Raw genomic sequence first — 21,661 nt, forward strand, 5'->3', positions numbered from 1 at the left:
AGAAATGGCTGATTACTACCCGCTGATCGCCCGCGCTATTGCCGCCCTGGACCCCAACGCTCCCGGCGAGAGCCGTCGCGCGCTCTATGAGCGGGCGCGCACGGCGCTGATCGCGCAGCTCCGCAGCGTGCAGCCGCCGCTCTCGGAATCCGAGATCACCCGCGAGCGCCTCTCGCTGGAAGAGGCCGTCCGCAAGGTCGAATCAGAGGCGGCCCAGCGTGCCCGCGAGGCCTCGCGCCCCGCTGGCGGCGCCCGCAGCAGCGGCAGCGGCGACGCCTTCCGCCGCGCCAGCACCCGCGCCACCGAGGGCAACTCGCCCGCGCCGCAAACGGCTGCCCCGCCGCGCACCCGTCCGGCTCCGCCGCCGCCGCGGGCTGACCGGCCCTCCTTCAATGTCGATGACCAGGGCGACGCCCCGCGTGCGCCGCGGGCCCCGCGTTTCGACGCGCCGCGGCAGCCGGGTCCGCCGGCCCCGTCGTCGATGCCGGAGCCTCCGCCGGTCGGACGTGATCGCGCTGGTGGGCGCCGTCCGCCGGACATGGGACCGCCACCGCCGCTGCCGCCCGCACCGGGCGTGCGCGGCTTCCGCGACATCACGGCGGACGCCAACGAGCTCGGCGGCGCCGCCGCGCAGGCCAACCGCGCGGCGCGCCGCACCTACGCCAACGTGCCCTCGCCCTCGCCGGAATTCGACCGGCTCGAGCCGAGCCTGGAGAATCGCGGCGCCGGAGCCGACGCGCCGTATTCCTACGACGAATCGATCGAGGAAGCTGAGCGCTACGCGCCGCCGTCGCAGCCGCCGTCGCAACGTCCGCACATCCCCGTTCTCGACCGCGAACCCAAGAAGAAGCGCGCCCGCACCGGCCGCGCCTTTCCGTTCAAGAGCGCGATCGCCGTCGGCATCGTGCTGATCCTGGTCGGTGCCGGCATCCTGTGGGGCAAGCAGCTGGTCCAGACCGCGACCAACCTGTTGAAGTCTTCGCCGACGCAGGTGGTGGAGGCGCCCAAGGATTCGTCTCAGCCGCAGAGCAAGCCCAAGATTCCGGATCGCGTCGGCCAGCCCTCGGCCAGCGACCAGCCGGTCGCGCCGGTGGCGCAGAAAGTCGTGCTCTACGACGAGGATCCATCCGATCCGAAGGGCAAGCAATATGTCGGCTCGGTGGTGTGGCGGCTCGAGCCGATCAAGGCGTCGGGCAACCAGAAGGCCGACGTCGCCGTGCGCGCCGACATCGAGATTCCCGACCGCAAGTTCAAGATGACGATGTCGTTCCGCCGCAACACCGACTCCTCGCTGCCGGCGAGCCACACCGCGGAGCTGACCTTCGTCCTGCCGCCGGACTTTCCGGGCGGCGGCGTTTCCAACGTGCCGGGCATCCTGATGAAGTCGAACGAGCAGGCACGCGGCACGCCGCTCGCAGGCCTCGCGGTCAAGGTCACCGACGGCTTCTTCCTGGTCGGCCTCTCCAACGTCGATGCCGACCGCAGCCGCAACGTCCAGCTGCTGAAGGAGCGCTCCTGGTTCGACGTGCCCTTGGTCTACGCCAACCAGCGCCGCGCCATCATCGCCATCGAGAAGGGCGCTCCCGGCGAGCGCGCCTTCAACGACGCCTTCGCGCAGTGGGGCGACTAGATCTCTACTCCGTGAGACCTCGGCCTGCATGGTTCGAGACGCCAGCCTTGGCGGGCTCCTCACCATGAGGGTTTGATATCTCGCCGCGAAACGAGACCTCATCCTGAGGGCCCGCCCCTTGGGCGGGCCCTCAGGATGGCCGCAGATACGCTCTCTCTATTGCGCGGCTGCTTCCCGCTTGCGCGATCCTGTCGCGGCGGCGTGCTCGCGGTCCATCACGGCGCGACAGCCCGGGCTGACCTGAGCCTTCTTCTGCACCATGCAGGCCCTGATCCTGGGGATGTCGGGGATCTCACTGGAGCACAGCCGCATCGCATCGCCCGAGCACATCTGCTGCGCTTCGGACGAGAACGCGAAGCTTGGCGATGTCGGGATTGCGATGGCGGTGGTGGCGAGGGCGAAGAGAGTTGCGATCGTCTGATTGCGTGTCATGTAGAATGCGTCCCCGAGTTCCGTGGGCTTGAGCCACTTGGTTTTGGGGCGCCGCACGCGGCTTGACCTGCCGCATGTCTCAGCCATCACGCCGGGACCTCAATCCCGCATGTGGTTGCTCGATCTCTGGTGATGTTCGAATCGAAAAGTGCTGCGCCGCCCGAGCCAAGTATGCGCCATTGTTGCGCGACCGCAATGGCAGGCAAAAAGGAATTCGCAATTGTTGCGCGCACGTCACGCACAACGCGACTCGCGTGCGATCAGATCAACCGATCGGAGGATACGCTCGCTTGTTCCACATCGCTTGCGCCAAGCGCTGCATGCTCTTCGACCGCCGTAACGCCCTTTGCCGTGAGCTCGAACAGATCTCCGTCCTTCATCACATAACCGTCGGCGATCAGCTCGCCTATCTTGCCGTGCCGGTCGTCGGCAAAGGCGATGGATTGGCTGATGTCCCTGAGGATCGAGAGCTGTTCGTCGCGCAACATGGCTTCACTCTCCGTTCGCCGGGGATGGTTCCGGTCCTCACATGCCGTGGCTCTGAAAGACCTTGCTGCAAGACCGCGACAGTTTGGTCCGGTTGGCTTGCAGGCAGGCCTGCACCGCACCGTCATTGCCGAGGTCCTTGCGGCAGAAGCGCGAGGCGTCCCGCGAACAGGCCTGCTGCTCCTGCGGCGAACCCATATGGCCTTGTGCGAGAGCGGGCGCGTTCGACAGGCCGCTCACGGCCGTCAGTGCGATCGTCGCCAGGAAGAACAGTTTGCGGGACATCGGCGGCTCCAAATCTGAGAGGTGAATTTCAAGTCCGTCGCTATGCCGCTTGTTCCCAGCGCAGAGCCCGCACCCCCGCTATTCAAGGTTCCCGCGGCGCTGCTATAGTAAGGTGAAGGATGAGGGTGCCTGATGAAACGCTATCTCGTGTTTGCGCTGGTCGGCCCGTTCGTGGGCGGGTTCCTGCTGCTGCTGACGACGACCTATCAGTCCGGCTATTGGACCCAGACCAGTCTCGCTGAGGTCGGCAAGCTGTTCGCGGTGTTCTTCAAATCCTTGCAATACAGTTATCTGTTCGGCTTCCTGCCCTCGCTGATGATCGGTGCGGTCGACGATATCCTGGTCCACGTCCGCCGGATCGGCCCGGTGCTGCGGATGCTGCTGGTCGGCGTGTTCGCCTTCATCCTGGCCTCGCTGACCTACAGCTCGCGCGGGCCGGACTCGGGCGCGGTGCAGTTCATCCTGTACGGCCTCGTCGGGTTCGTGCCGGCGGTGATTTCATCCTGGCTCGTGCATAAATATGTCGCGGAGCCGCAGCCGGCGGCGGCACAGACTTGAGGGCGCGACCTTCGATCACGCCGCAGCAACCTCCGCCGCGCTGGCGCGTTCCCTACAGGCCATGACCATGTCCGATGACGATATTCTTGCTCCGCGTCGATCCCGTTCGGGAAGCCGCTCGGGTGCGGCCTCTTCGGGCACCGACGGGCGTGGGCCGATCATCGATCAGGACGGTCACGAGATCCGGCCCGAAACGCTGGGGCAGGGCTTTCGCGAATTTCGCTTCGAGTTCGGGAAGGACAGTCCCTTCGCCGGCAACCCGTTTGGCAATCTAACGCGCGAGCAGCGGATCGCGCGGATCGAGGCGATCGCAAAGCTGCTCGACGTCGCCTTCGTGCTGCCCGGAACCAACATCGGCTATGGCATCGATGGGTTGATCGGGTTGATCCCCGTCGTCGGCGACATCATCACCACCGCGATCTCGCTCTGGCTGGTGCAAGAGGCGAGGGCGCTCGGGGCGCCCTGGTACATCACCGCGCGCATGCTCGGAAATGTCGCCCTCGACGGCGTCGTCGGTATCGTCCCGTTCGCGGGCGACGCATTCGACGTCATGTTCCGTGCCAACATGCGCAACGTGCGCCTGCTCCGCCGCTGGCTCGACAAGCAGCCTCGCATCTGACACGCCCCAAAACGCAAAAAGCGCGACGGCCTTTCGGGCCATCGCGCTTTCAGCGCACATCGGAGCGCGTGACGAAAACTTACGCCGCGTCGGCAGCGTCGGTGCTGGCTTCCACCGGCTTGCGGTGGCGGGGCAGCGGGAAGGCTTCGCTCTCATAGAGCGACCGGATGCCGTTCTGGTCGAAGCGCGCTTCTTCGACTTGGAGATAGGCGCCGTTCAGCGAATCCGTCGGCAACTGCTCCATCGCGAACTGGACGGCTTCGGCCGCGGTGCCGAACCGGCGATAGGTGAAGCCTGCACGCTTCTTCTTGCGGATCGCAGCGGGGAAGAGTTCGGCGGAAGTGTTGAAGTTGAACGGACGCAGTGGACGCATGGTCAAAGACCTCGTGATCTCTCTGGGGCTTTAAGCGCGTGGGGTTGGGACGGGCAGAGGCCACGATTGAGTGGGCGCCGCACATGTCATTTTCGTCCTCTAATATAGCCCGTTTTGACAAAATTGCGACCCCCGCGATGCGAGATGATGAATCTGCGCATGGCAGCTCCGCAGCCCGGGAAATTGCAGGAATATCAGCGACTTGAATGGTCTACAGCTTGCCAAGGAGCAGCAGCACGAGCAGCACCACCAGGACGAGGCCGCCGATCCCCATGCCGGAATGACCCATTCCGTAGCCGTAGCCGCCGAAGCGGCCCGACAGGCCGCCGACGAGATAAATGATCACCAGGATGATCAGGATGGTCCCAAGCGTCATGGCATCCTCCCTGGCGGCCGCCGCCACGCCATGGCCAGCCGCACCACCAGGGAAGAAAAGCACATCGCGGCGCCGGGTTCCATGACGGAACTCGGCGCCGCGCAAGGTTTATTTGGGTTCGAGCTTCAGCGCGGCGGAATTGATGCAGTAACGCAAGCCCGTCGGTCCCGGGCCGTCGGGGAAGACATGGCCGAGATGACCGCTGCACTTGGCGCACAGCACCTCGGTACGGATCATGCCGTGGCTGACGTCCCGCTCCTCTTCGATATGGCCCTCGACGGCGGGTTGGGTGAAGCTCGGCCAGCCGCAGCCGGAATCGAACTTCGCGTCGGACTCGAACAGCACGTTGCCGCACCCGGCGCAGGTGTAGGTGCCGGCGCGGTGGTCGTGCTCATATTCGCCGGAGAAGGGACGCTCGGTCGCCTTCTCGCGCAGCACCGCGAATTGCATCGGCGACAACTCGCTGCGCCATTGCTCTTCGCTCTTGATGACCTTGTCGTCCGTGGTTTTCGTCTTGGTGTCGGGCATGGGTCTCCCGTTTTTTCAGTTGGTGGCCTTGCTGGCGCTCACCAGCGTCGGCTTCTCGATATAGTTATCCGCGAACAGCTTTTTCAGGTTCTCGACCTTCGGAAGGTCGTTGTAGGCGATATAGGGCTGGTTCGGGTGCAGGGTCAGATAATCCTGGTGATAGGCCTCCGCCGGATAGAATGCCTCCAGCGCGCCGACCTTGGTCGCGATCGGCTTGCTGAAGACCTTGGCGCCGTTGAGCTGGGCGATATAGGCCTCGGCCACCTTCTTCTGTTCGTCGGACGTGGTGAAGATCGCCGAGCGATATTGCGGACCGGTGTCGGGGCCCTGCCGGTTGAGCTGGGTCGGGTCGTGCGCCACCGAGAAGTAGATCTGCAGGATCTTGCCGTAGGAGATCTTCTTGGGGTCGTATTTGATCTCGACGGATTCCGCGTGGCCGGTCCGGCCGCTCGAGACGGTCTGGTAGTCGGCCGTCGCCTTGGTGCCGCCGGCGTAGCCGGAGACCGCGTTGACGACGCCCGCGGTGTGCTGGAACACGCCCTGCACGCCCCAGAAGCAGCCGCCGGCGATCACGGCGGTCTGGATCCCGCTTGCGGGGGCCACATCAACGGCAGGAGCGGGGATCACGACCGCATCCTCTGCGGCCCGGGTCGGCGCGGCAAAGGCCAGCGTCAGTGCGGTGGTTGCGGCGAGCAGGGACAGGACGGCAGGTCGGCGCATGGCGATCCTCTTTCGGAAGGTCTGACAGTCTAGGGCGGTTGGGGCCGGGCGAACAGCCTGCCCGGCATTTTCGGACATTCGAGATACGGGCGGACCGGGCGATTGTTACGGCCGGAGGGACACGAGTCCGTGAAACGCGCCGCCTCCAGCGGCCCGGCTTGGCGACGACCGGAACTCCGCGCTAGATGAACCGGCGCGATCGGTGATCGACTTAAGAGAATCGTGGCTGGAGCTGACCTGACAACATGCTGCGCGTGGCATCCCTGACCCTCGTCGTCGTGCTCGCCATCCTGGCCGGCTGGAGCTCGCTCGCGGCGGCCGAACCGCAACCCGGCGACGACCTCGCCATTTGCCGCGACCGCCAGGCGGATGCACAGGCGAGGGCGCAGGCCTGCGACAAGCTGCTCAACGCCGACCGGCTCACCGGCAAGGACAAGGCCATCGCGCTCTCCGTGCGCGGTAACACACTGCTCAACAAGCGCGACTACGGCCACGCCATCGAGACCTTGTCCATGGCCGTCGACCTCGATCCCGACAACGTCGTCACGCTCAATTTGCGCGGCCTCGCCTATGAGCGGACGGGCCAGGACGATCATGCGATGGCGGACTACGACCTCGCGCTCCAGAAGCGCCCGACCTACGGTGTCCCCTACAACAACCGCGGCGTCATCCAGTTGCGCCGGGGTGCGCTGCAAAGCGCGCTCGACGATTTCAACCTGTCGATCAAATACGCGCCCAGGTTCCTGCTCGGCTACACCAACCGCGCCCGCGTGCGCACGCTGATGCAGGATTTTGACGGCGCGATTGCCGATTTCGCGGAGGCCGAGAAGATCGAACCGGCCGCGCAGCAGATCACCGGCAACCGCTGCATCACCTACGGCATGATGGGCAAGTTCGACCAGGCCTTCGCCGACTGCAACGGCCTAATCGAGAAGCAGCCGAAGAACACGTACGCGATCAACAATCGCGCCGACGTCAACATGTTGAAGGGCGATTTCGACGCCGCGCTGAAGGACTACAACACGGCCATCCAGATCAACCCGAACAACGTCCGGGCACATTCAGGTCGCGGCCAGATCTACGAGCGCAAGAAGGATCTCGCCCAGGCCCGTGCCGACTATCGTGCGGCGGCCTATTCGCTGACGAAGTTCGACGAGCTCGACGTCGCGCGCGCCCGCGCGATCGCGCAGGAGCGATTGGCCGCGCTGACCCCGCAGGCACCGGCCGGATCCACGGGGCGCCGTGTGGCGCTGGTGATCGGGAACGGCGCCTACAAGAACGTCCACGCCTTGCCCAATCCGCCACGCGACTCGAAAATGATCGCAGCCGCGCTGCGCGATGTCGGCTTCCAGACCGTGATATCCGTCAGCGACCTCACCCGCGACAAGTTCTTCGAAGCGTTGCAGACGTTTGCCGCCGAGGCGGAGAAGGCGGATTGGGCGGTGGTCTATTATGCCGGCCACGGGTTCGAGATCGGCGGCGTGAATTATCTCGTTCCCGTCGACGCCAAGCTCGCCGCCGACAGGGACGCCGAGACCCAGGCGGTCGCGCTGGAGCAGGTGATCGCGGCGGTGGGCGCTGCGCGAAAAGTGCGTCTGGTGATGCTGGATGCCTGTCGCGACAATCCGTTCGCGCCGACCATGCAGCGCACGCTGTCGCTCAAGCTCGTGGACAAGGGCTTTTCCAACATCGAGCCGGGCGCCGGCTTCATGGTGGTCTACGCCGCCAAGCACGGCGAGACCGCGATGGATGGCGACGGCGGCGCCGACAGCCCGTTCGCCACCGCGCTCGCTCGCGAGATCAAGATGCCGCGCGTCGAGATCCGAAAACTGTTCGACATCGTTCGCGACGATGTCTGGCTTGTGACCAAGCACGAGCAGCAGCCGTTTTCCTACGGCTCGCCGCCGGGGCGCGAGGATTTTTATTTCGTCGCGGGGAAGTGACTTCGTAGCCCGGGTGGAGCGCAGCGAAATCCGGGAATCACGATCGCGGAGCTAACCCCGGATTACGCTGCGCTCCATCCGGACTACCGCAGTTTCAAACCACGATGCTCAGCCGCTTCGCCGCCCGCGTGATGCCCGTGTACAGCCACCTCGCCCGGCTCTCCTGAAACGCAAAGCTCTCGTCGAACAGCACGACGTCGTCCCATTGCGAGCCCTGCGACTTGTGCACGGTCAGCACGTAGCCGTAGTCGAACTCGTCATAGGGCTTGCGCTGCTCCCAGGCGATCGCCTCGACGCCGCCCTCGAAGCAATCGGCGCGCACCGAGACCTTGGTCACCTTGTGGCCGAGATCCTCGTCCGGCGACAGTCTCATGCTGAGAATGCGGGATTTCGAGCGCGAGGTGTTGCGCGACTTCACGCGCCACAGCCCGCCGTTGAACAGGCCCTTCTTGCGGTTGTTGCGCAGGCAGACCAGCTTGTCGCCGGCGACGGGGAAGATGTCCTCGATGTTCTGGCGCTGGCGCACCCGCATGTTGTACGCGCGTCGCGTGTTGTTGCGGCCGACCAGCACCTGGTCGGCGGCCATGACGCGATCAGGGTCGAGCTCCTTGCGCGACACCACCTCGCTCTCGCCGTAGCGGCCGATGTCGAGCTCGCGGCCCTCGCGGACGTCCATCGACATCCGCACGATCGGATCGTCCTGGGCCTGGCGGTGCACCTCGGTCAGCATCGCGTCGGGCTCGGTATTGGTGAAGAAGCCGCCGCCCTGGATCGGCGGCAGCTGCGCGGGATCGCCCAGCACCAGCAGCGGGCAGTCGAACGACATCAGGTCGCGGCCCAGTTCGGCATCGACCATCGAGCATTCGTCGATCACGATCAGCTTGGCCTTGGAGGCCGGGGCGTCGTCCCACAGCTCGAAGCTGGGCTGCTCCTCACCGGATTCGCGGGTGCGGTAGATCAGCGAATGGATGGTGGAGGCTTCGTCGCACCCCTTGTTGCGCATGACCAGCGCCGCCTTGCCGGTGAAGGCGGCGAACTTCACCTCGCCGTCGACGCCGTCGGCGATGTGCCGCGCCAGCGTGGTCTTGCCGGTGCCGGCATAGCCGAACAGGCGGAACACCGGCGGCGTGCCGTTGCGGCCGGGTTTGGCCTTGAGCCAGTCGCCAACGGCCTTGAGCGCGGCATCCTGATGCGGGGTGAATGTGGCCATGTCTGTCTTGAGGAGGGGGCGAAAACGGAGCGATTCGCCAGCCCCAAAACTAACCATTCGCACCGCTGGTTCAAGCCGGGCGGGGCGCCCTATTGCCAGCCGGGAACGCCGCGCATGTCGGGCAGATGGTGGGCGATGCCCTTGTGGCAGTCGATGCAGGTCTTTTCCTTGGTGAACAGGAAGCGCTGGTGCGCGACCGAGGCGCGCGGCGACTGCTTGGTGATGTCCATGGAATCGGCGCTGTGGCAGTTCCGGCATTCCAGCGAATCGTTGGACTTGAAGCGCGCCCATTCATGCGCCGCCAGTTCGAGCCGGTGATCCTGGAATTTCTCGCGGGTGTCGATCGTGCCGAAGATCTTGCCCCAGACCTCCTTGGAGGCCTGCATCTTGCGGGCGATCTTGTCGGTCCAGTTGTGCGGCACGTGGCAATCCGGACAGGTCGCGCGCACGCCGGAGCGGTTGGCGAAATGGATGGTCGACTTCAGCTCGGCGAAGACGTTGTCCTTCATCTCGTGGCAGCCGGTGCAAAATTTTTCGGTGTTGGTCAATTCCAGCGCGGTGTTGAAGCCGCCCCAGAAGATCACGCCGGCCATGAAGCCCGCCAGCACCAGCACGCCGAGCCCGAACACCGAGCTCGGACGGATCAGCACCTGCCAGAGCTCGCGCGCGAAGTCCCAGCTTCGCGCGACGAAGCCGCGTCTGGCCTTCAGTCCCTCGCCGGGTTCATCAGCGGTCGTCGTCATCGGCGGCCACCGGGGCTTGCGCGCGACAGCAGCGTGTCGATGTCGGTGAAGTCGTTGCTGACGGGCGGATTGGCGGTGTTCTGCGGCACGTGGCATTCCGTGCAGAAGAAGCGGCGCGGCGAGATCGAAGCCAGAAACTGGCCGTCGCGGTCCATGAAGTGGGTGATCGAGACCATCGGCGCCTGCGATTCCGCGATGCGCGCCCGCGCATGGCAGGACAGGCACTTGTTGCCGTTGAGGTCGATCTGATAGCCGTCGATCGTGTGCGGGATCACCGGCGGCTGCTCCGGATAGTTGCGCACGGGTTGGCCGATCCTGTTCACGCCCATGTACTTCATCGCGATCTGGGCGTCTCATTTCCCGAACGGCGGCTGGTCCCGCAGCTGGCCACCGGTGCTGCCGAATTTCCCCCTGACCCATCTCTGGTTCATCTATGTGCTGCTGGAGCTTTATGTCGTCGTGCTGCTGCTGCGCGGCGCATTTGTCTGGCTAGATGCGTCAGGCAGGTGGCGAGCGGTGATTGACCGCGTCTTCGCCGGGATCATGAAAAGTCCGCTGGCCCCCCTTGTTCTGGCAATCCCGATCGGCGCCGCCTTCTGCCTCGACCAACGCTGGATCAACGTGACGGGCGTGAGGACGCCGGATCAATCGCTCGTCACCAACGCGCAGGCCTGGATTGGCTTCGGCACCGCCTTCGCGATCGGCTGGCTGCTGCATCGGCAGATCGATCTGCTGCGACTGATTGAGCGGCGCTGGCTCCCGCATCTTCTGCTCGCAATCACTCTGATCCTGATCAGTTTCGTGCTGGTTGGGGCGATGACGTCCGCGCCGGGGGCACTGAAACTGCCTTTCGGCTTCGCCACGCTCCGGCTTGTCTCCGTGATCCTGTATGCGCCGGCGATATGGATTTCGACCTTTGCGGTCATCGGCCTCGCGCTCCGCTTCATGTCCGGCTTCAGCCCGACCTGGCGCTATCTCGCCGATGCATCCTACTGGGTCTATCTGATCCACCTGCCGATCGTGATGGCGCTGCAGGTCGCGCTGTCGCAGCTCGACTGGCCCGGTCTGATCAAGTTCGGTGTTCTTCTCGTCGTCGCGCTTCCTCCGATGCTGGCGAGCTATCATCTGCTGGTGCGCTTCACCTTCATCGGCGTGGTCCTGAATGGCCGCCGCGCCGAAAAGCACCTTCTCCCGCAAGGCGGAATTGCGACTGCGTAGACAGCGCCGCCCCGCCCATTAAGATGCCCGCAACAAAAACATAAGCGGCAAGAAAATTTGCAAGAAAACTTGCAACAAAACCTGGGAGAGACGGCGTCATGAAGTTCGGCATCTTCTATGAGCTGCAACTGCCACGGCCGTGGGTGGCCGGCGACGAGCTCAGCCTCTATCAGAACGCGCTGTCGCAGATGGAACTCGCAGACAGCCTCGGCTACGACCACGCCTGGGTTGTCGAGCATCACTTCCTCGAAGAATACTCGCATTCGCCCTCGCCGGAATCGTTTCTCGCAGCCGCGAGCCAGCGCACCAAGAACATCCGGCTCGGCCACGGCATCCTCCAGCTCACGACCAACCACCCCGCACGTGTCGCCGAGCGCGTCGCGGTGCTCGATCTGCTCTCCAACGGCCGCTGCGAATTCGGCATGGGCGAGAGCGCCTCCATCACCGAGCTCACGCCGTTCGGCCGCGACATGGAGACCAAGAAAGAGGTGTTCGAGGAGGCCGTCGCCGCGATCTTCCCGATGTTCAAGGACGCAGGAAGCGAGCACCACGGCAAATATTTCGACATCCCGTTGCGCAACTCGTGCCAAAACCGGTGCAGAAGCCGCATCCGCCATTGTGGATGGCCTGCTCGCAGCTGCCGACCATCGAGCGCGCCGGCCGCCAGGGCTTTGGTGCGCTCGGCTTCCAGTTCGTCAGCGCAGACGCCGCGCACGCCTGGGTGCACGCCTATTACAACGCCATGACCAAGCGTCTCGCCAAGCTCGCCGACTACGAGATCAACCCGAACATGGCGCTGGTGTCGTTCTTCATGTGCGCAAAGACGGACGAGGAGGCGCGTGCGCGCGCCGACGGCGCCACCTTCTTCCAGTTCGCGCTACGCTTCTACGGCGCGTCGCAGAATCGCCAGCGTCCGGCGCCCTATACCGTCAACATGTGGGACGAGTACAACAAGTGGAAACGCGACAATCCCGAGGCGCAGGAGGCTGCGCTGCGCGGCGGACTGATCGGCTCGCCCGAGACGATCCGCAGGAAGCTAAAGCGCTTCCAGGGCTCGCATATCGACCAGGTCATCCTGCTGAACCAGGCGGGCAAGAACAGCCACGAGCACATCTGCGAATCGCTGGAGCTGTTCGGCCGCGAGGTGATGCCGGAATTCCAGAACGATCCCGCGCAGGCGGCCTGGAAGCAGGGCGTCATGAGCGGCGAGATCAAGCTCGAGGAGATCGACACGCAGGCGTTCACCGACCGCTATGGCAAGCTCGCGATCAACGTTCCGCCGGCGAAGGCGGCGGCGGGGTAGGGTCTTTCGCCGCTGCGGCCGGCTGAGTTTATTTGGATTGGGTTTTCGTCTGGATGTTCTGAACGGCTCCGCCCGCCGGAGTCCACTGCACGCGGCCATCCAAAGCGGAGAAGTTTAGACCACCGCCGGTCCCGAAGAGAACCATGTGACCCGAGCTGACGGAGTCCACAGCGAGCGTCGCACGGGGAAGTTTTGCAGCATTGTACATCGTCAAGGACGCATCCTGATGATCGTTCAGGGACAGCACTGCCCGCTGACCCTGCTCCGTATCGAGGAGCGACACCGAAGGTACGCCATCCTGGCGAAGCCCGATGCTGAGACGCACCTTCTCGCGGCTATCCAAGAGCGAGATGTGCGGCGTTCCGTCGGAAGTGGATGAGATCAAGGCGACGATTTTGCCGGTGCCATTTCGTAAGGCAATTGTTTCCACAGACAGGGTCTTGGCCTTGACTGTATCGGCATTAGCGGTCGCATGCCATTGCGATGAAATGATCGCCGCAGCCGCCAGGATCGTAGCCCCCAAAACGCTCCAACTCATAGCCTTCAGTGACCGGTCCTGCCGCTGGATATGCGATGCGAGATTTTCAAGCGTGGGTTCGACCTTGAACATAGCTGCGCCTTTGCCTTGGAGTAAGCTTCACATCCGAGCATACCCTGCTGGGTGCGAATTCTGCTAACCTAGCAGGGGGTGCCGGCAAAACACTGTCGAGACAGTCACCTCAGCGGCCGCCCGGAACGTGGTTGCGCTGGCACGATGCAGAGTGCCGCAACTGCCTTGAACGCTCAGTGACCGATATCACTGGCGCTTTGATGGAGCGCATTTGCCGCCGTATATTGCTTCGCGGGGCTTCTCAGTCAGAACCTCTACAGGCAACTCCATCGATGATATCGTATAAGGCCTTCGGCCGCAGCGAGATCCATGGAGTGGTTATGGCGAAACACAGGATCTATACCACCAGCTTCGCAAGCGTTTACCCGCTTTACGTTGCGAAGGCGGAGAAGAAAGGACGTACCAAAGCAGAGGTCGATCAGGTCATCTCCTGGCTGACGGGCTATGGTCAGACGGAATTGGAAGCTCAACTGGAGCAGGGGACGGACTTCGAAACCTTCTTTGCGAAGGCCCCAAAGATCAATCCTTCGCGAACCCTGATCACAGGCGTGGTTTGCGGCGTCCGGGTCGAGGACGTCAAAGAACCCACGATGCGAGAGATCCGCTACCTGGACAAGCTGATCGATGAGCTGGCCAAGGGAAAAGCAATGGACAGGATTCTGCCAAAAGTGCTTCCTGAGCCCCTTCGTCCGCCGGCTCGGCGACGTGGCAGGAGATATCGGGCGACACCCGCCTTCCGCTGCGCGGCCATTGCTGATAAATTTCGTCAAAAGGCGATGGGGAGAAAACGATGCGCCCTCGCGGGACGCCCGCAAATCCGGCAGCTGGGGATGTCACGCCCGCCGTGCTTGCCATCGGTCGCCCGGATTTCCCTGATGTCCTGATCGAGACGTTGCGTCGGCAGGCCGGGGTCGGGCATTGCATGGTGTTCGCGCTGAGCCGCGCGGGCGCCGCACACTGCCTGCTCGATGCCGGCAACATCCCGATCGGCGGCGATCTCGGCGCTGCCTATGCCGGCCAGTTCCACCAATCCGATCCCAACCGCGATGCGCTGTTCGAAGGCGAGGGCCGCGCCACGCTCGTGCTGCCCGCCTTCGCGCCGCGCATGTACGGCGCCCGCTACCGAAAAATGTTCTTTGTGGATTCCGGCATCGTCGACAAATGCGCGACCGCGATCTGGGTCGACGACACCTGCTTCTACGTCAATTTCTATCGCATCGCTGTCCAGGGCCGCTTCAGCGCCCCCCAGCGTGCGCGGCTTCAGGCCATCGCACCGGCCATCAGTGCGAGCGTGGCACGCCATTTCCAGCACGGCTCGGCTGCGACGACCGAGCAGTCTCTCGCCGCGCTCTTCGCGACGCGCGCGCCGCTCGCCAGCCTCACCCCGCGCGAGCAGGACGTTTGCCGGCGCATCCTCTCCGGCTTCAGCTCCGAGGCGATCTCGCAGACGCTCGGCATCAGCCTGCATTCGACGCTAACCTATCGCAAGCGCGCCTATGAGCGGCTCGGCATCTCGTCACAAAGCGAGCTGTTTGCGATCGTGCTGCGCCTGCTCGCCGGCCCGCGCGGCCTGAACTGAAGCTGTCCCAATCGCTGGGGACAGACGGCGCCTCCTGAAGCCGCTAACCTCGGTGGCGAACAGCAATGGAGCGAAGCTTGAGCACCGCGCCGCGCATCGACATCGACCCGGCCGCATTCTGGGCCGATCCATATCCGATGCTGGCAACGATGCGCAAGGAGGCGCCGATCGCCTTCGTGCCGCAGCTCGGCTCGACACTGCTGACGAGCCGCGACGATATCTCGATCTCCGAGAAGCAGATCGACGTGTTCTCCTCGCACCAGCCCGCGGGCCTGATGAACCGGCTGATGGGCCACAACATGATGCGCAAGGACGGCGAGGCGCATCAGGTCGAGCGCCGCGCGATGTTTCCAACGGTGTCGCCGAAGACGGTGAAGGCGCACTGGGCCGCGCTGTTCCAGGCCCATGCCGACCGCATCATCGAAGCGATCGAGCCCGGGCGGATCGATTTCATGCGCGACTTCGCGTTGCCGTTCTCCGGCGAATGCCTGAAGTCGATCACCGGCCTCACCAATATCGGCTTTGCGGACATGGACGCCTGGTCACAGGGCATGATCGAGGGCATCGCCAATTACAGCGGCGACGCGGCCGTCGAGGCGCGTTGCCATGCAGCGACGTCGGGCATCGATGCCGCGATCGACGACATCCTGCCGGTGATGCGCAAGCATCCCGACCAGAGTATCCTCGGCGTGCTCCTCGCGTCCGGCATGGCGATGGAGAGCGTGCGCGCCAACGTCAAGCTCGCGATCTCCGGCGGCCAGAACGAGCCGCGCAAGGCGATCGCCGGCACGGTGTGGGCGCTGCTGACCCATCCCGACCAGCTCGATCTCGTGCGCAAGGGCGAGGTGACGTGGCTCCAGGCCTTCGAGGAATATGCCCGCTGGATCTCGCCGATCGGCATGTCGCCGCGGCGCATCGCAAAGCCGTGGACGATCCGCGACGTCGCGTTCGAAACCGATGAACGCGTATTCCTCATGTTCGGCTCCGCCAACCGCGACGAGAAGCATTTTGAGCGCGCCGACCAGTTCGACGTGCGGCGTGATACGGCCAAGAGCGTCGCGTTCGGCGCCGGTCCGCATTTCTGCGCCGGCGCCTGGGCCTCGCGCGCCATGATTGCCGACGTCGCACTGCCGACCTTGTTCGCCCGTGCCGGCCGGCTCGAGATCGCCGACGACGAGCCGGTACGGATCGGCGGATGGGCCTTTCGCGGGCTGCAGAATCTACCGGTGAGATGGCTGCATTAGGCCGGCAGGGACCGGTCCATCCGCAACGCCGCCACGATGCCATCCTGCTCCTGTTTTGCCCGACGAGTCAAGGTCAATTTCGGATAAGCGTAAGTCATTGTTTTCGCGCGCCCCGGCTACTGTGCATGGGGTTGTTTTCGCGATTTTTAATTTCTCGGCTCGGTTGCGTGCGTTTTTCACATTCGCGTGCGGAAAAATATCCCCTGCGTTCGCTCCGTGGATCGAAAGATTAATCATGCGCTCCGCCACGTGCGCAGTGCATGCATCGCTATTTTTCCGCGCGTCTCGACACCTCCGATAAGCCGCCCCATCATTCCCGAGCACGAATGAAGGACGGCCGCACGCGGCCGGGAGTGTCGGATGCAACGTCGGGATTTTCTCAAACTATCCGTTGGAACTGCGGCAGCCGCCGCATTCGTTTCGCACGCCAACGCGCAAGCAACGTCACAAGGCGCGGTGAAGGACATTCGTGTCGGCTACCAGAAGACCGGCGTGCTGGTTATCACGCGTCAGCAGGCCGCCCTGGAAAAGCATTTCGCGCCCCTGGGCATCGACGTGAAATGGGTCGAGTTCTCGTCGGGGCCTCCGATGATGGAGGCAATGAATGTCGGTAGCATCGATTTCGGCGCGGTCGGCGACTCCCCGCCGGTGTTCGCCCAGGCCGCGGGCGCGGCGATCGTCTATGCCGCCGGCCAGCCCATCACCAACGGGCAGGGCATCCTGGTGCCGAAGGATTCGCCGATCCGCGGCATCGCCGACTTGAAAGGCAAGCGCGTCGGCTTCACCAAGGGCTCCAGCGCCCACAACATCGTGGTGCAGACGCTCGAGAAAGCCGGCCTGACCTATGCCGATATCACGCCGGTCTATCTGACGCCGCCGGATGCCGGGCCTGCCTTTGCCAATGGCAGCATCGAGGCCTGGGCGATCTGGGATCCGTATTTCGCGATCGGCGAGACCAAGCAGGGCGGCCGCATCCTGATCAATGCGCGCGAAGTCACCAAGACCAATTCCTTCTTCATCGCCAACCGCGAATTCGCCAGGAATCACGGCGCCATCCTGCAGCAGATCATCGATGTGACGACCGCGGCTGGTCAATGGGCCGAACAGCACCGCGACGAGGTCGCCAAATCGCTCGCCGCGGTCACCGGCGTTCCACTGGACATCCAGACCGTCGCCGCCAATCGCGCGAATTTCGTGGTCGGCCCGGTCACCGACGACATCGTCACGACCCAGCAGGGCGTCGCCGACCGCTTCCACAAGCTCGGCCTGATCCCGAAGCCGATCGTGATCCGCGACATCGTCTGGCGCAACCCGGCAGCCTGATCGTGCCAACCAGCCTTCCCATTCAAAAGGGTTTGAACATGAGGCGTATCATCCAGCGTCTGATCGCAGCCATCGTGCTGTCGATCGGCATCGTCGCCGCCGCGGTCGGCACCTCCTACGGACAGGACAAGGTCGTCCGCATCGGCTACCAGAAATACGGCAAGCTGGTGCTGCTCAAGAGCAAGGGCACGCTGGAGCCGAAGTTAGCTGCCGACGGCTACAAGGTGGTGTGGACCGAATTCCCCTCCGGCCCGCCGCTTCTCGAGGCGCTCAATATCGGCGCGATCGATTTCGGCAACACCGGCGAAGCCCCGCCGATCTTCGCGCAAGCCGCCGGCGCGCCGATCCAGTATGTCGCCTACGAGCCGCCGGCGCCGAAGGGCGAGGCGATCCTGGTGCCAAAAGACAGCCCGCTGAAATCGGTCGCCGACCTCAAAGGCAAGAAGGTCGCGCTCAACAAGGGCTCCAATGTCCACTACCTCCTGGTCAAGGCGCTGGAGAAAGCCGGCGTCAAATATTCCGAGATCGAGCCGGTGTTTCTCGCACCAGCCGATGCGCGCGCCGCTTTCGAGCGCGGCGCGGTCGATGCGTGGGTGATCTGGGATCCGTTCCAGGCCGCCGCGGAAGCCGCGACCGGCGCCCGCACGCTCGCCGACGGCACCGGCATCGTCGCCAACTACCAGTTCTATTTCTCCTCGAAGAAATTCCTCGAAACCAATCCGAGGATCGTCGACGCCGTGCTGGCCGAGCTGAGCGCGGTCGATGACTGGGCCAAGGGCGACATCCACGCAGTTGCCGAGCAGCTGGCGCCGTCCATCGGCCTGTCAGTCCCGGTGGTCGAGGTCGCGCTGAAGCGGCAATCCTACGGCATCAAGCCGCTGACCGATGCCGTCATCGCCAATCAGCAGCAGGTTGCGGACGCGTTCTTCGCGCTCAACCTGATTCCCAAATCCATCAAGATTTCCGACGTGGCCCGGAAGCCAGGATCATGAGCAAACAAATGAGCAAGCAAGCGAACGCCAACATCCTCTGGTTCCTGCCGACCCATGGCGACGGCCGCTATCTCGGCACCGGCATCGGCGGCCGCGAGGTCAATTTCAACTATCTGCGCCAGATCGCGCAGGCCGCCGACCAGCTCGGCTATTTCGGCGTGCTGCTGCCGACCGGGCGGTCTTGCGAGGATTCCTGGATCGTCGCCTCCTCGGTCGCGCCGTTCACCGAGCGGCTGCGCTATCTCGTGGCGGTCAAGCCCGGCCTGCAATCGCCGAGCGTGGCCGCGCGCATGACCGCGACGCTGGACCGCATCACCAACGGCCGGCTCCTGGTCAACGTCGTCACCGGCGGCGATCCCGTCGAGAACAAGGGCGACGGCATCTTCCTCGCCCATGACGAGCGCTACGAGGTCACCCGCGAGTTCCTCAACGTCTATGGCGAGCTGCTCGCCGGCAAGACCGTCAATGTCGAGGGCAAGCACATCCATGTCGAAGGCGGCAAGCTGCTGTTTCCGCCGGTTCAGTCGCCGCGTCCGCCGCTCTATTTCGGCGGTTCGTCGGATGCCGGTATCGACGTCGCCGTCGACACCGTCGACAAATATCTCACCTGGGGCGAGCCGCCGGCCTTAGTCGCCGAGAAGATCGCGAGGGTGAGGGAGGTCGCAGCAACTCGCGGTCGAAAACTATCCTTCGGCATCCGGCTCCACGTGATTGTCCGCGAGACCAATGACGCGGCCTGGCGTGCGGCGAATGAGCTGATCAAGCACGTCAGCGACGAAACCATTGCGACCGCGCAGAAGAACTTTGCGCGGATGGATTCGGTTGGCCAGCAGCGCATGGCGCAGCTTCACGGCGGCAAGCGCGACAAGCTCGAGATCGCGCCGAACCTGTGGGCCGGTGTCGGCCTCGTGCGCGGCGGCGCTGGCACGGCGCTGGTCGGCGACGCCCAGACGGTCGCGGCCCGCATTCGGGAGTATCAGGACATCGGCATCGATACCTTCATCATGTCGGGCTACCCGCATCTGGAAGAAGCCTATCGTTTCGCCGAGCTGGTGTTTCCGCTGCTCTCGCTGGAGCAGCCCAGCAACGTGACCAGGCTGCACTTCAACGGTGGTCCTTTTGGTGAAACGGTCGGCAGCGACTTCCGTCCGCAACAGAAGGTGTCGCAGTCATGAGTCTGATCGACAGCGTTTCACTTCCCCGCAGTTTGCGCCTGCCGCGCGTCGACGGCCTGATCCAGTGGATCGTGCCGCTCGCCATCATTGCGATCTGGCAGGTCGCCAGCGTCACCGGCTTCGTGCCGACGCGGGTGCTGCCGGCGCCGAGCGACGTGTTGCTTGCGGGCTGGAAGCTGCTGCTCTCCGGCGAGCTCGTTCGCAACATCTGGGTCTCGTTCTGGCGCGCCTCGATCGGCTTCCTGATCGGCGGCAGCATCGGCTTTGCCTTCGGCCTCGCCAATGGCCTGTCGCAGCTGTCGTCAAAGCTCACCGACACCACGCTGCAGATGGTGCGCAACGTGCCGCATCTGGCGCTGATCCCGCTGGTCATCCTGTGGTTCGGCATCGACGAGAGCGCGAAGCTGTTTTTGGTCGCGCTCGGCGTGTTCTTCCCGATCTACCTCAACACGCTGCACGGCATCCGCACCGTCGACCCGCAGCTGATCGAGATGGGGCGGATCTACGGCATGAGCGACGGCGAGCTGTTCCGCCGCGTGATCTTCCCGGGCGCGCTGCCCTCGATCTTCGTCGGCATCCGCTTCGCCCTCGGCATCATGTGGTTGACCCTGATCGTCGCGGAGACCATCGCGGCGTCCTCGGGGCTCGGCTACATGGCGATGCAGGCGCGCGAGTTCATGCTGATCGACGTCGTGGTGCTCTCGATCCTGATCTACGCGCTGCTCGGCAAGCTCGCCGACAGCGCCTCCCGCGTGCTGGAGCGCCTGACGCTCTCCTGGCACCCCGCTTATTGGAAACGCTGAGCAGACATACTGGGAATCACATGCAGACAGCCCTTCGTACCTCCCTTCCGGACACCGAACTCGCCAGCCGGGCCAATTTCGCGCCTCACGCCCGCGTCGTGCGCGAGGAGCGCCCGGTGCAGACCTCTGGCCTGCCGCTCAGCATCTGCGGCCTGCGCAAATCCTACGGCGACAACGAGGTGCTGCGTGGCATCGACCTGCAGATCCCCGCCGGCCAGTTCGTCGCCATCGTGGGCAAGAGCGGCTGCGGCAAGAGCACGCTGCTGCGCCTCATCGCCGGCCTGGAGAAGTTCGAAGCCGGCAGCATCTCGCTGGGCGACGCGGTGAAGCCCGAGGATATCCGCGTGATGTTCCAGGAGCCTCGGCTGTTGCCCTGGGCCCGCGTTCTCTCCAATGTCGAGGTCGGCCTTGGCCGCGATCGTCCATCCAGTGATGCGCATACACGCGCCGATAAGGCGTTGACCGAAGTCGGACTGACCGACAAGCGCGACCAGTGGCCCTCGGTGCTGTCGGGCGGCCAGAAGCAGCGCGTGGCGCTTGCCCGCGCGCTGGTCTCGCGCCCCCGCGTGCTCGCCTTCGACGAGCCGCTTGGCGCGCTGGACGCGTTGACCCGCATCTCGATGCAACGGTTGCTGGAGCGCGTCTGGCGCGACCAGGGCTTTACCGCGATCCTGGTGACCCACGATGTCGCCGAGGCGGTCGCGCTGGCCGACCGGGTGCTGGTGATCGAGGAAGGGCGGATCGCCCATGACGTCGTGGTTAACACGGCCCGGCCCCGCCAACGCGGTTCGGCCGAGCTCGCGGGTCTCGAAGGCTCGATCCTGAGCCACCTTTTGTCGGCGGACGATCGTACCTAGATAGACAGGGACCCCGCTTGGGGACGAAGCCATGAATGTAGTGCCCCGCGATCTCATGACCGAAAATGCCGTCTCCTCCGCCGATTTCCGCGGCGCCATGCGCCACCTTACCGGCGGCGTCAGCGTCATCACCGCCGGACGGGGCAAGGACATCACCGGCATGACCGTCACCTCGGTCAGCTCGTTCTCGGTCGATCCGCCGACGCTGATCGTCAGCATCAACCGCGACGCCTCCTCCTTCCCGCTGATCCGGCGCCACGGCGCCTTCGGCGTGAACATCCTCGCGGCCGATCAGCTCGACATCGCCGAGCGCTTTGCCGGCAAGGGCGGGCTCAAGGGTGCCGATCGTTTCGCGGGCGCCAGATGGGTGACGGCGGTCTCGGGTGTTCCGCTGCTGGTTGGCGCATTGTCCGCCGTCGATTGCGAGGTCGAAGAGATCTTCGAGCGCCATTCGCACGGGATCATCATCGGGCGTGTCAGAGACGTCAGGAATTCGACCCGCAACGCTGCGCTGGCCTATTGGCACGGCCAGTACGTGGCGGTGGATCAGGACGAAGACGCACTCCGGCTTGCGGACGTCAGCGTTCCCACCCAGGTACGGCGCGGCATTTGATCGCCGCCGGCGACAGGCCGTGCAGGCTGGCGTTTTCCTCC

General features: G+C 64.5%; 23 protein-coding genes and 3 pseudogenes. 15 read left to right on the forward strand and 11 right to left on the reverse strand.

All coding sequences use genetic code 11. The annotated features are described in order from the left end of the window. Positions 1-4 precede the first annotated feature (4 nt). Positions 5-1,630: a hypothetical protein gene (locus IVB42_RS25655; RefSeq protein WP_018453856.1), complete on the forward strand. Its 1,626-nt coding sequence runs from the start codon at positions 5-7 to the stop codon at positions 1,628-1,630. A 156-nt stretch (positions 1,631-1,786) separates the two neighbouring features. On the opposite strand, the gene IVB42_RS25660 is transcribed toward IVB42_RS25655, so the two are convergent. From IVB42_RS25660 to IVB42_RS25670, 3 genes are all read right to left on the reverse strand, one after another. Continuing rightward, positions 1,787-2,062 carry a hypothetical protein gene (locus tag IVB42_RS25660; RefSeq protein WP_051112961.1) on the reverse strand — a complete coding sequence of 92 codons (276 nt, stop codon included), beginning with the start codon at positions 2,060-2,062 and terminating at the stop codon, positions 1,787-1,789. 260 nt (positions 2,063-2,322) lie between these two features. After that, positions 2,323-2,550: a hypothetical protein gene (locus tag IVB42_RS25665; protein WP_018453858.1), complete on the reverse strand. Its 228-nt coding sequence runs from the start codon at positions 2,548-2,550 to the stop codon at positions 2,323-2,325. Positions 2,551-2,587: 37 nt separating this feature from the next. Continuing rightward, positions 2,588-2,833 carry a cysteine rich repeat-containing protein gene (locus IVB42_RS25670; protein ID WP_026232611.1) on the reverse strand — a complete coding sequence of 82 codons (246 nt, stop codon included), beginning with the start codon at positions 2,831-2,833 and terminating at the stop codon, positions 2,588-2,590. Between the two features lie 132 nt (positions 2,834-2,965). On the opposite strand from IVB42_RS25670, the gene IVB42_RS25675 reads away from it, so the two are divergent. Further along, positions 2,966-3,391 (forward strand): DUF5413 family protein, encoded by a 426-nt coding sequence (locus tag IVB42_RS25675; RefSeq protein WP_085349175.1) that lies wholly within the window; start codon positions 2,966-2,968, stop codon positions 3,389-3,391. 61 nt (positions 3,392-3,452) lie between these two features. Beyond that, entirely contained in the window at positions 3,453-4,010 is a 558-nt protein-coding gene (locus IVB42_RS25680; protein ID WP_247294068.1) for a DUF4112 domain-containing protein, read from the forward strand. A gap of 79 nt (positions 4,011-4,089) precedes the next feature. Here the strand turns inward: IVB42_RS25680 and IVB42_RS25685 are convergent, their stop codons facing one another. The 4 genes from IVB42_RS25685 to msrA all read right to left on the reverse strand — a co-directional run bounded on the left by IVB42_RS25685 (position 4,090) and on the right by msrA (position 6,007). Next, on the reverse strand, positions 4,090-4,383 hold the full coding sequence (locus IVB42_RS25685; protein WP_007596188.1) for a hypothetical protein: 294 nt from the start codon (positions 4,381-4,383) through the stop codon (positions 4,090-4,092). A 211-nt stretch (positions 4,384-4,594) separates the two neighbouring features. Next, on the reverse strand, positions 4,595-4,759 hold the full coding sequence (locus tag IVB42_RS25690; protein ID WP_083926348.1) for a DUF3309 family protein: 165 nt from the start codon (positions 4,757-4,759) through the stop codon (positions 4,595-4,597). Between the two features lie 108 nt (positions 4,760-4,867). Beyond that, a complete protein-coding gene (msrB, locus tag IVB42_RS25695) occupies positions 4,868-5,287 on the reverse strand; it encodes a peptide-methionine (R)-S-oxide reductase MsrB (RefSeq protein WP_018453863.1) in 420 nt (139 codons plus the stop codon). A gap of 15 nt (positions 5,288-5,302) precedes the next feature. Continuing rightward, the gene (msrA, locus tag IVB42_RS25700; protein WP_018453864.1) at positions 5,303-6,007 is read right to left on the reverse strand and encodes a peptide-methionine (S)-S-oxide reductase MsrA; all 705 of its coding nucleotides are present in this window, start codon (positions 6,005-6,007) and stop codon (positions 5,303-5,305) included. Between the two features lie 245 nt (positions 6,008-6,252). On the opposite strand from msrA, the gene IVB42_RS25705 reads away from it, so the two are divergent. Continuing rightward, a complete protein-coding gene (locus tag IVB42_RS25705; RefSeq protein ID WP_085359416.1) occupies positions 6,253-7,950 on the forward strand; it encodes a caspase family protein in 1,698 nt (565 codons plus the stop codon). Positions 7,951-8,044: 94 nt separating this feature from the next. On the opposite strand, the gene IVB42_RS25710 is transcribed toward IVB42_RS25705, so the two are convergent. The 3 genes and pseudogenes from IVB42_RS25710 to IVB42_RS25720 all read right to left on the reverse strand — a co-directional run. Then, complete coding sequence (locus IVB42_RS25710) at positions 8,045-9,160, reverse strand: ATP-dependent RecD-like DNA helicase (protein ID WP_018453866.1); 1,116 nt, start codon at positions 9,158-9,160, stop codon at positions 8,045-8,047. An 89-nt stretch (positions 9,161-9,249) separates the two neighbouring features. Continuing rightward, a complete protein-coding gene (locus IVB42_RS25715; protein ID WP_018453867.1) occupies positions 9,250-9,903 on the reverse strand; it encodes a NapC/NirT family cytochrome c in 654 nt (217 codons plus the stop codon). Next, positions 9,900-10,205: pseudogene (locus IVB42_RS25720) on the reverse strand (nitrate reductase cytochrome c-type subunit); the annotation flags it as partial. The gene IVB42_RS25715 and the pseudogene IVB42_RS25720, both read right to left, overlap by 4 nt. Between IVB42_RS25720 and IVB42_RS25725 the strand changes: the two are divergent. Together IVB42_RS25725 and IVB42_RS25730 are read left to right on the forward strand one after the other, a co-directional pair. Continuing rightward, positions 10,198-11,121: an acyltransferase family protein gene (locus IVB42_RS25725; protein WP_247376466.1), complete on the forward strand. Its 924-nt coding sequence runs from the start codon at positions 10,198-10,200 to the stop codon at positions 11,119-11,121. The pseudogene IVB42_RS25720 and the gene IVB42_RS25725 overlap by 8 nt on opposite strands. Before the next feature lie 98 nt (positions 11,122-11,219). Continuing rightward, positions 11,220-12,424, forward strand: a pseudogene (locus IVB42_RS25730) (LLM class flavin-dependent oxidoreductase). Positions 12,425-12,452: 28 nt separating this feature from the next. Here the strand turns inward: IVB42_RS25730 and IVB42_RS25735 are convergent. Further along, entirely contained in the window at positions 12,453-13,034 is a 582-nt protein-coding gene (locus IVB42_RS25735; RefSeq protein WP_018453871.1) for a hypothetical protein, read from the reverse strand. A gap of 320 nt (positions 13,035-13,354) precedes the next feature. Here IVB42_RS25735 and IVB42_RS25740 point away from each other — a divergent pair. The 9 genes and pseudogenes from IVB42_RS25740 to IVB42_RS25780 all read left to right on the forward strand — a co-directional run. Further along, positions 13,355-13,696 (forward strand): annotated as a pseudogene (locus IVB42_RS25740) (DUF2200 domain-containing protein); the annotation flags it as partial. A gap of 128 nt (positions 13,697-13,824) precedes the next feature. Further along, positions 13,825-14,613 carry a helix-turn-helix transcriptional regulator gene (locus tag IVB42_RS25745; RefSeq protein ID WP_026232612.1) on the forward strand — a complete coding sequence of 263 codons (789 nt, stop codon included), beginning with the start codon at positions 13,825-13,827 and terminating at the stop codon, positions 14,611-14,613. A gap of 77 nt (positions 14,614-14,690) precedes the next feature. After that, a complete protein-coding gene (locus IVB42_RS25750; protein ID WP_247294072.1) occupies positions 14,691-15,857 on the forward strand; it encodes a cytochrome P450 in 1,167 nt (388 codons plus the stop codon). Between the two features lie 360 nt (positions 15,858-16,217). After that, complete coding sequence (locus IVB42_RS25755) at positions 16,218-17,180, forward strand: sulfonate ABC transporter substrate-binding protein (protein ID WP_026232614.1); 963 nt, start codon at positions 16,218-16,220, stop codon at positions 17,178-17,180. Between the two features lie 38 nt (positions 17,181-17,218). Next, positions 17,219-18,172: a sulfonate ABC transporter substrate-binding protein gene (locus IVB42_RS25760; protein WP_018453876.1), complete on the forward strand. Its 954-nt coding sequence runs from the start codon at positions 17,219-17,221 to the stop codon at positions 18,170-18,172. 8 nt (positions 18,173-18,180) lie between these two features. After that, the gene (gene ssuD / locus IVB42_RS25765; protein ID WP_245288374.1) at positions 18,181-19,347 is read left to right on the forward strand and encodes an FMNH2-dependent alkanesulfonate monooxygenase; all 1,167 of its coding nucleotides are present in this window, start codon (positions 18,181-18,183) and stop codon (positions 19,345-19,347) included. Then, positions 19,344-20,150, forward strand: a complete 807-nt coding sequence (gene ssuC / locus IVB42_RS25770; RefSeq protein ID WP_018453878.1) for an aliphatic sulfonate ABC transporter permease SsuC — start codon at positions 19,344-19,346, stop codon at positions 20,148-20,150. The genes ssuD and ssuC overlap by 4 nt, the downstream gene beginning before the upstream one ends. Before the next feature lie 20 nt (positions 20,151-20,170). Next, positions 20,171-21,007, forward strand: coding sequence for an ATP-binding cassette domain-containing protein (locus IVB42_RS25775; RefSeq protein ID WP_018453879.1), 837 nt, complete (start codon positions 20,171-20,173; stop codon positions 21,005-21,007). Between the two features lie 31 nt (positions 21,008-21,038). Further along, positions 21,039-21,620: a flavin reductase family protein gene (locus IVB42_RS25780; RefSeq protein ID WP_026232615.1), complete on the forward strand. Its 582-nt coding sequence runs from the start codon at positions 21,039-21,041 to the stop codon at positions 21,618-21,620. Positions 21,621-21,661 lie beyond the last annotated feature (41 nt).

It is taken from the genome of Bradyrhizobium sp. 45 (assembly GCF_023073155.1).
GTDB lineage: Bacteria > Pseudomonadota > Alphaproteobacteria > Rhizobiales > Xanthobacteraceae > Bradyrhizobium > Bradyrhizobium canariense_D.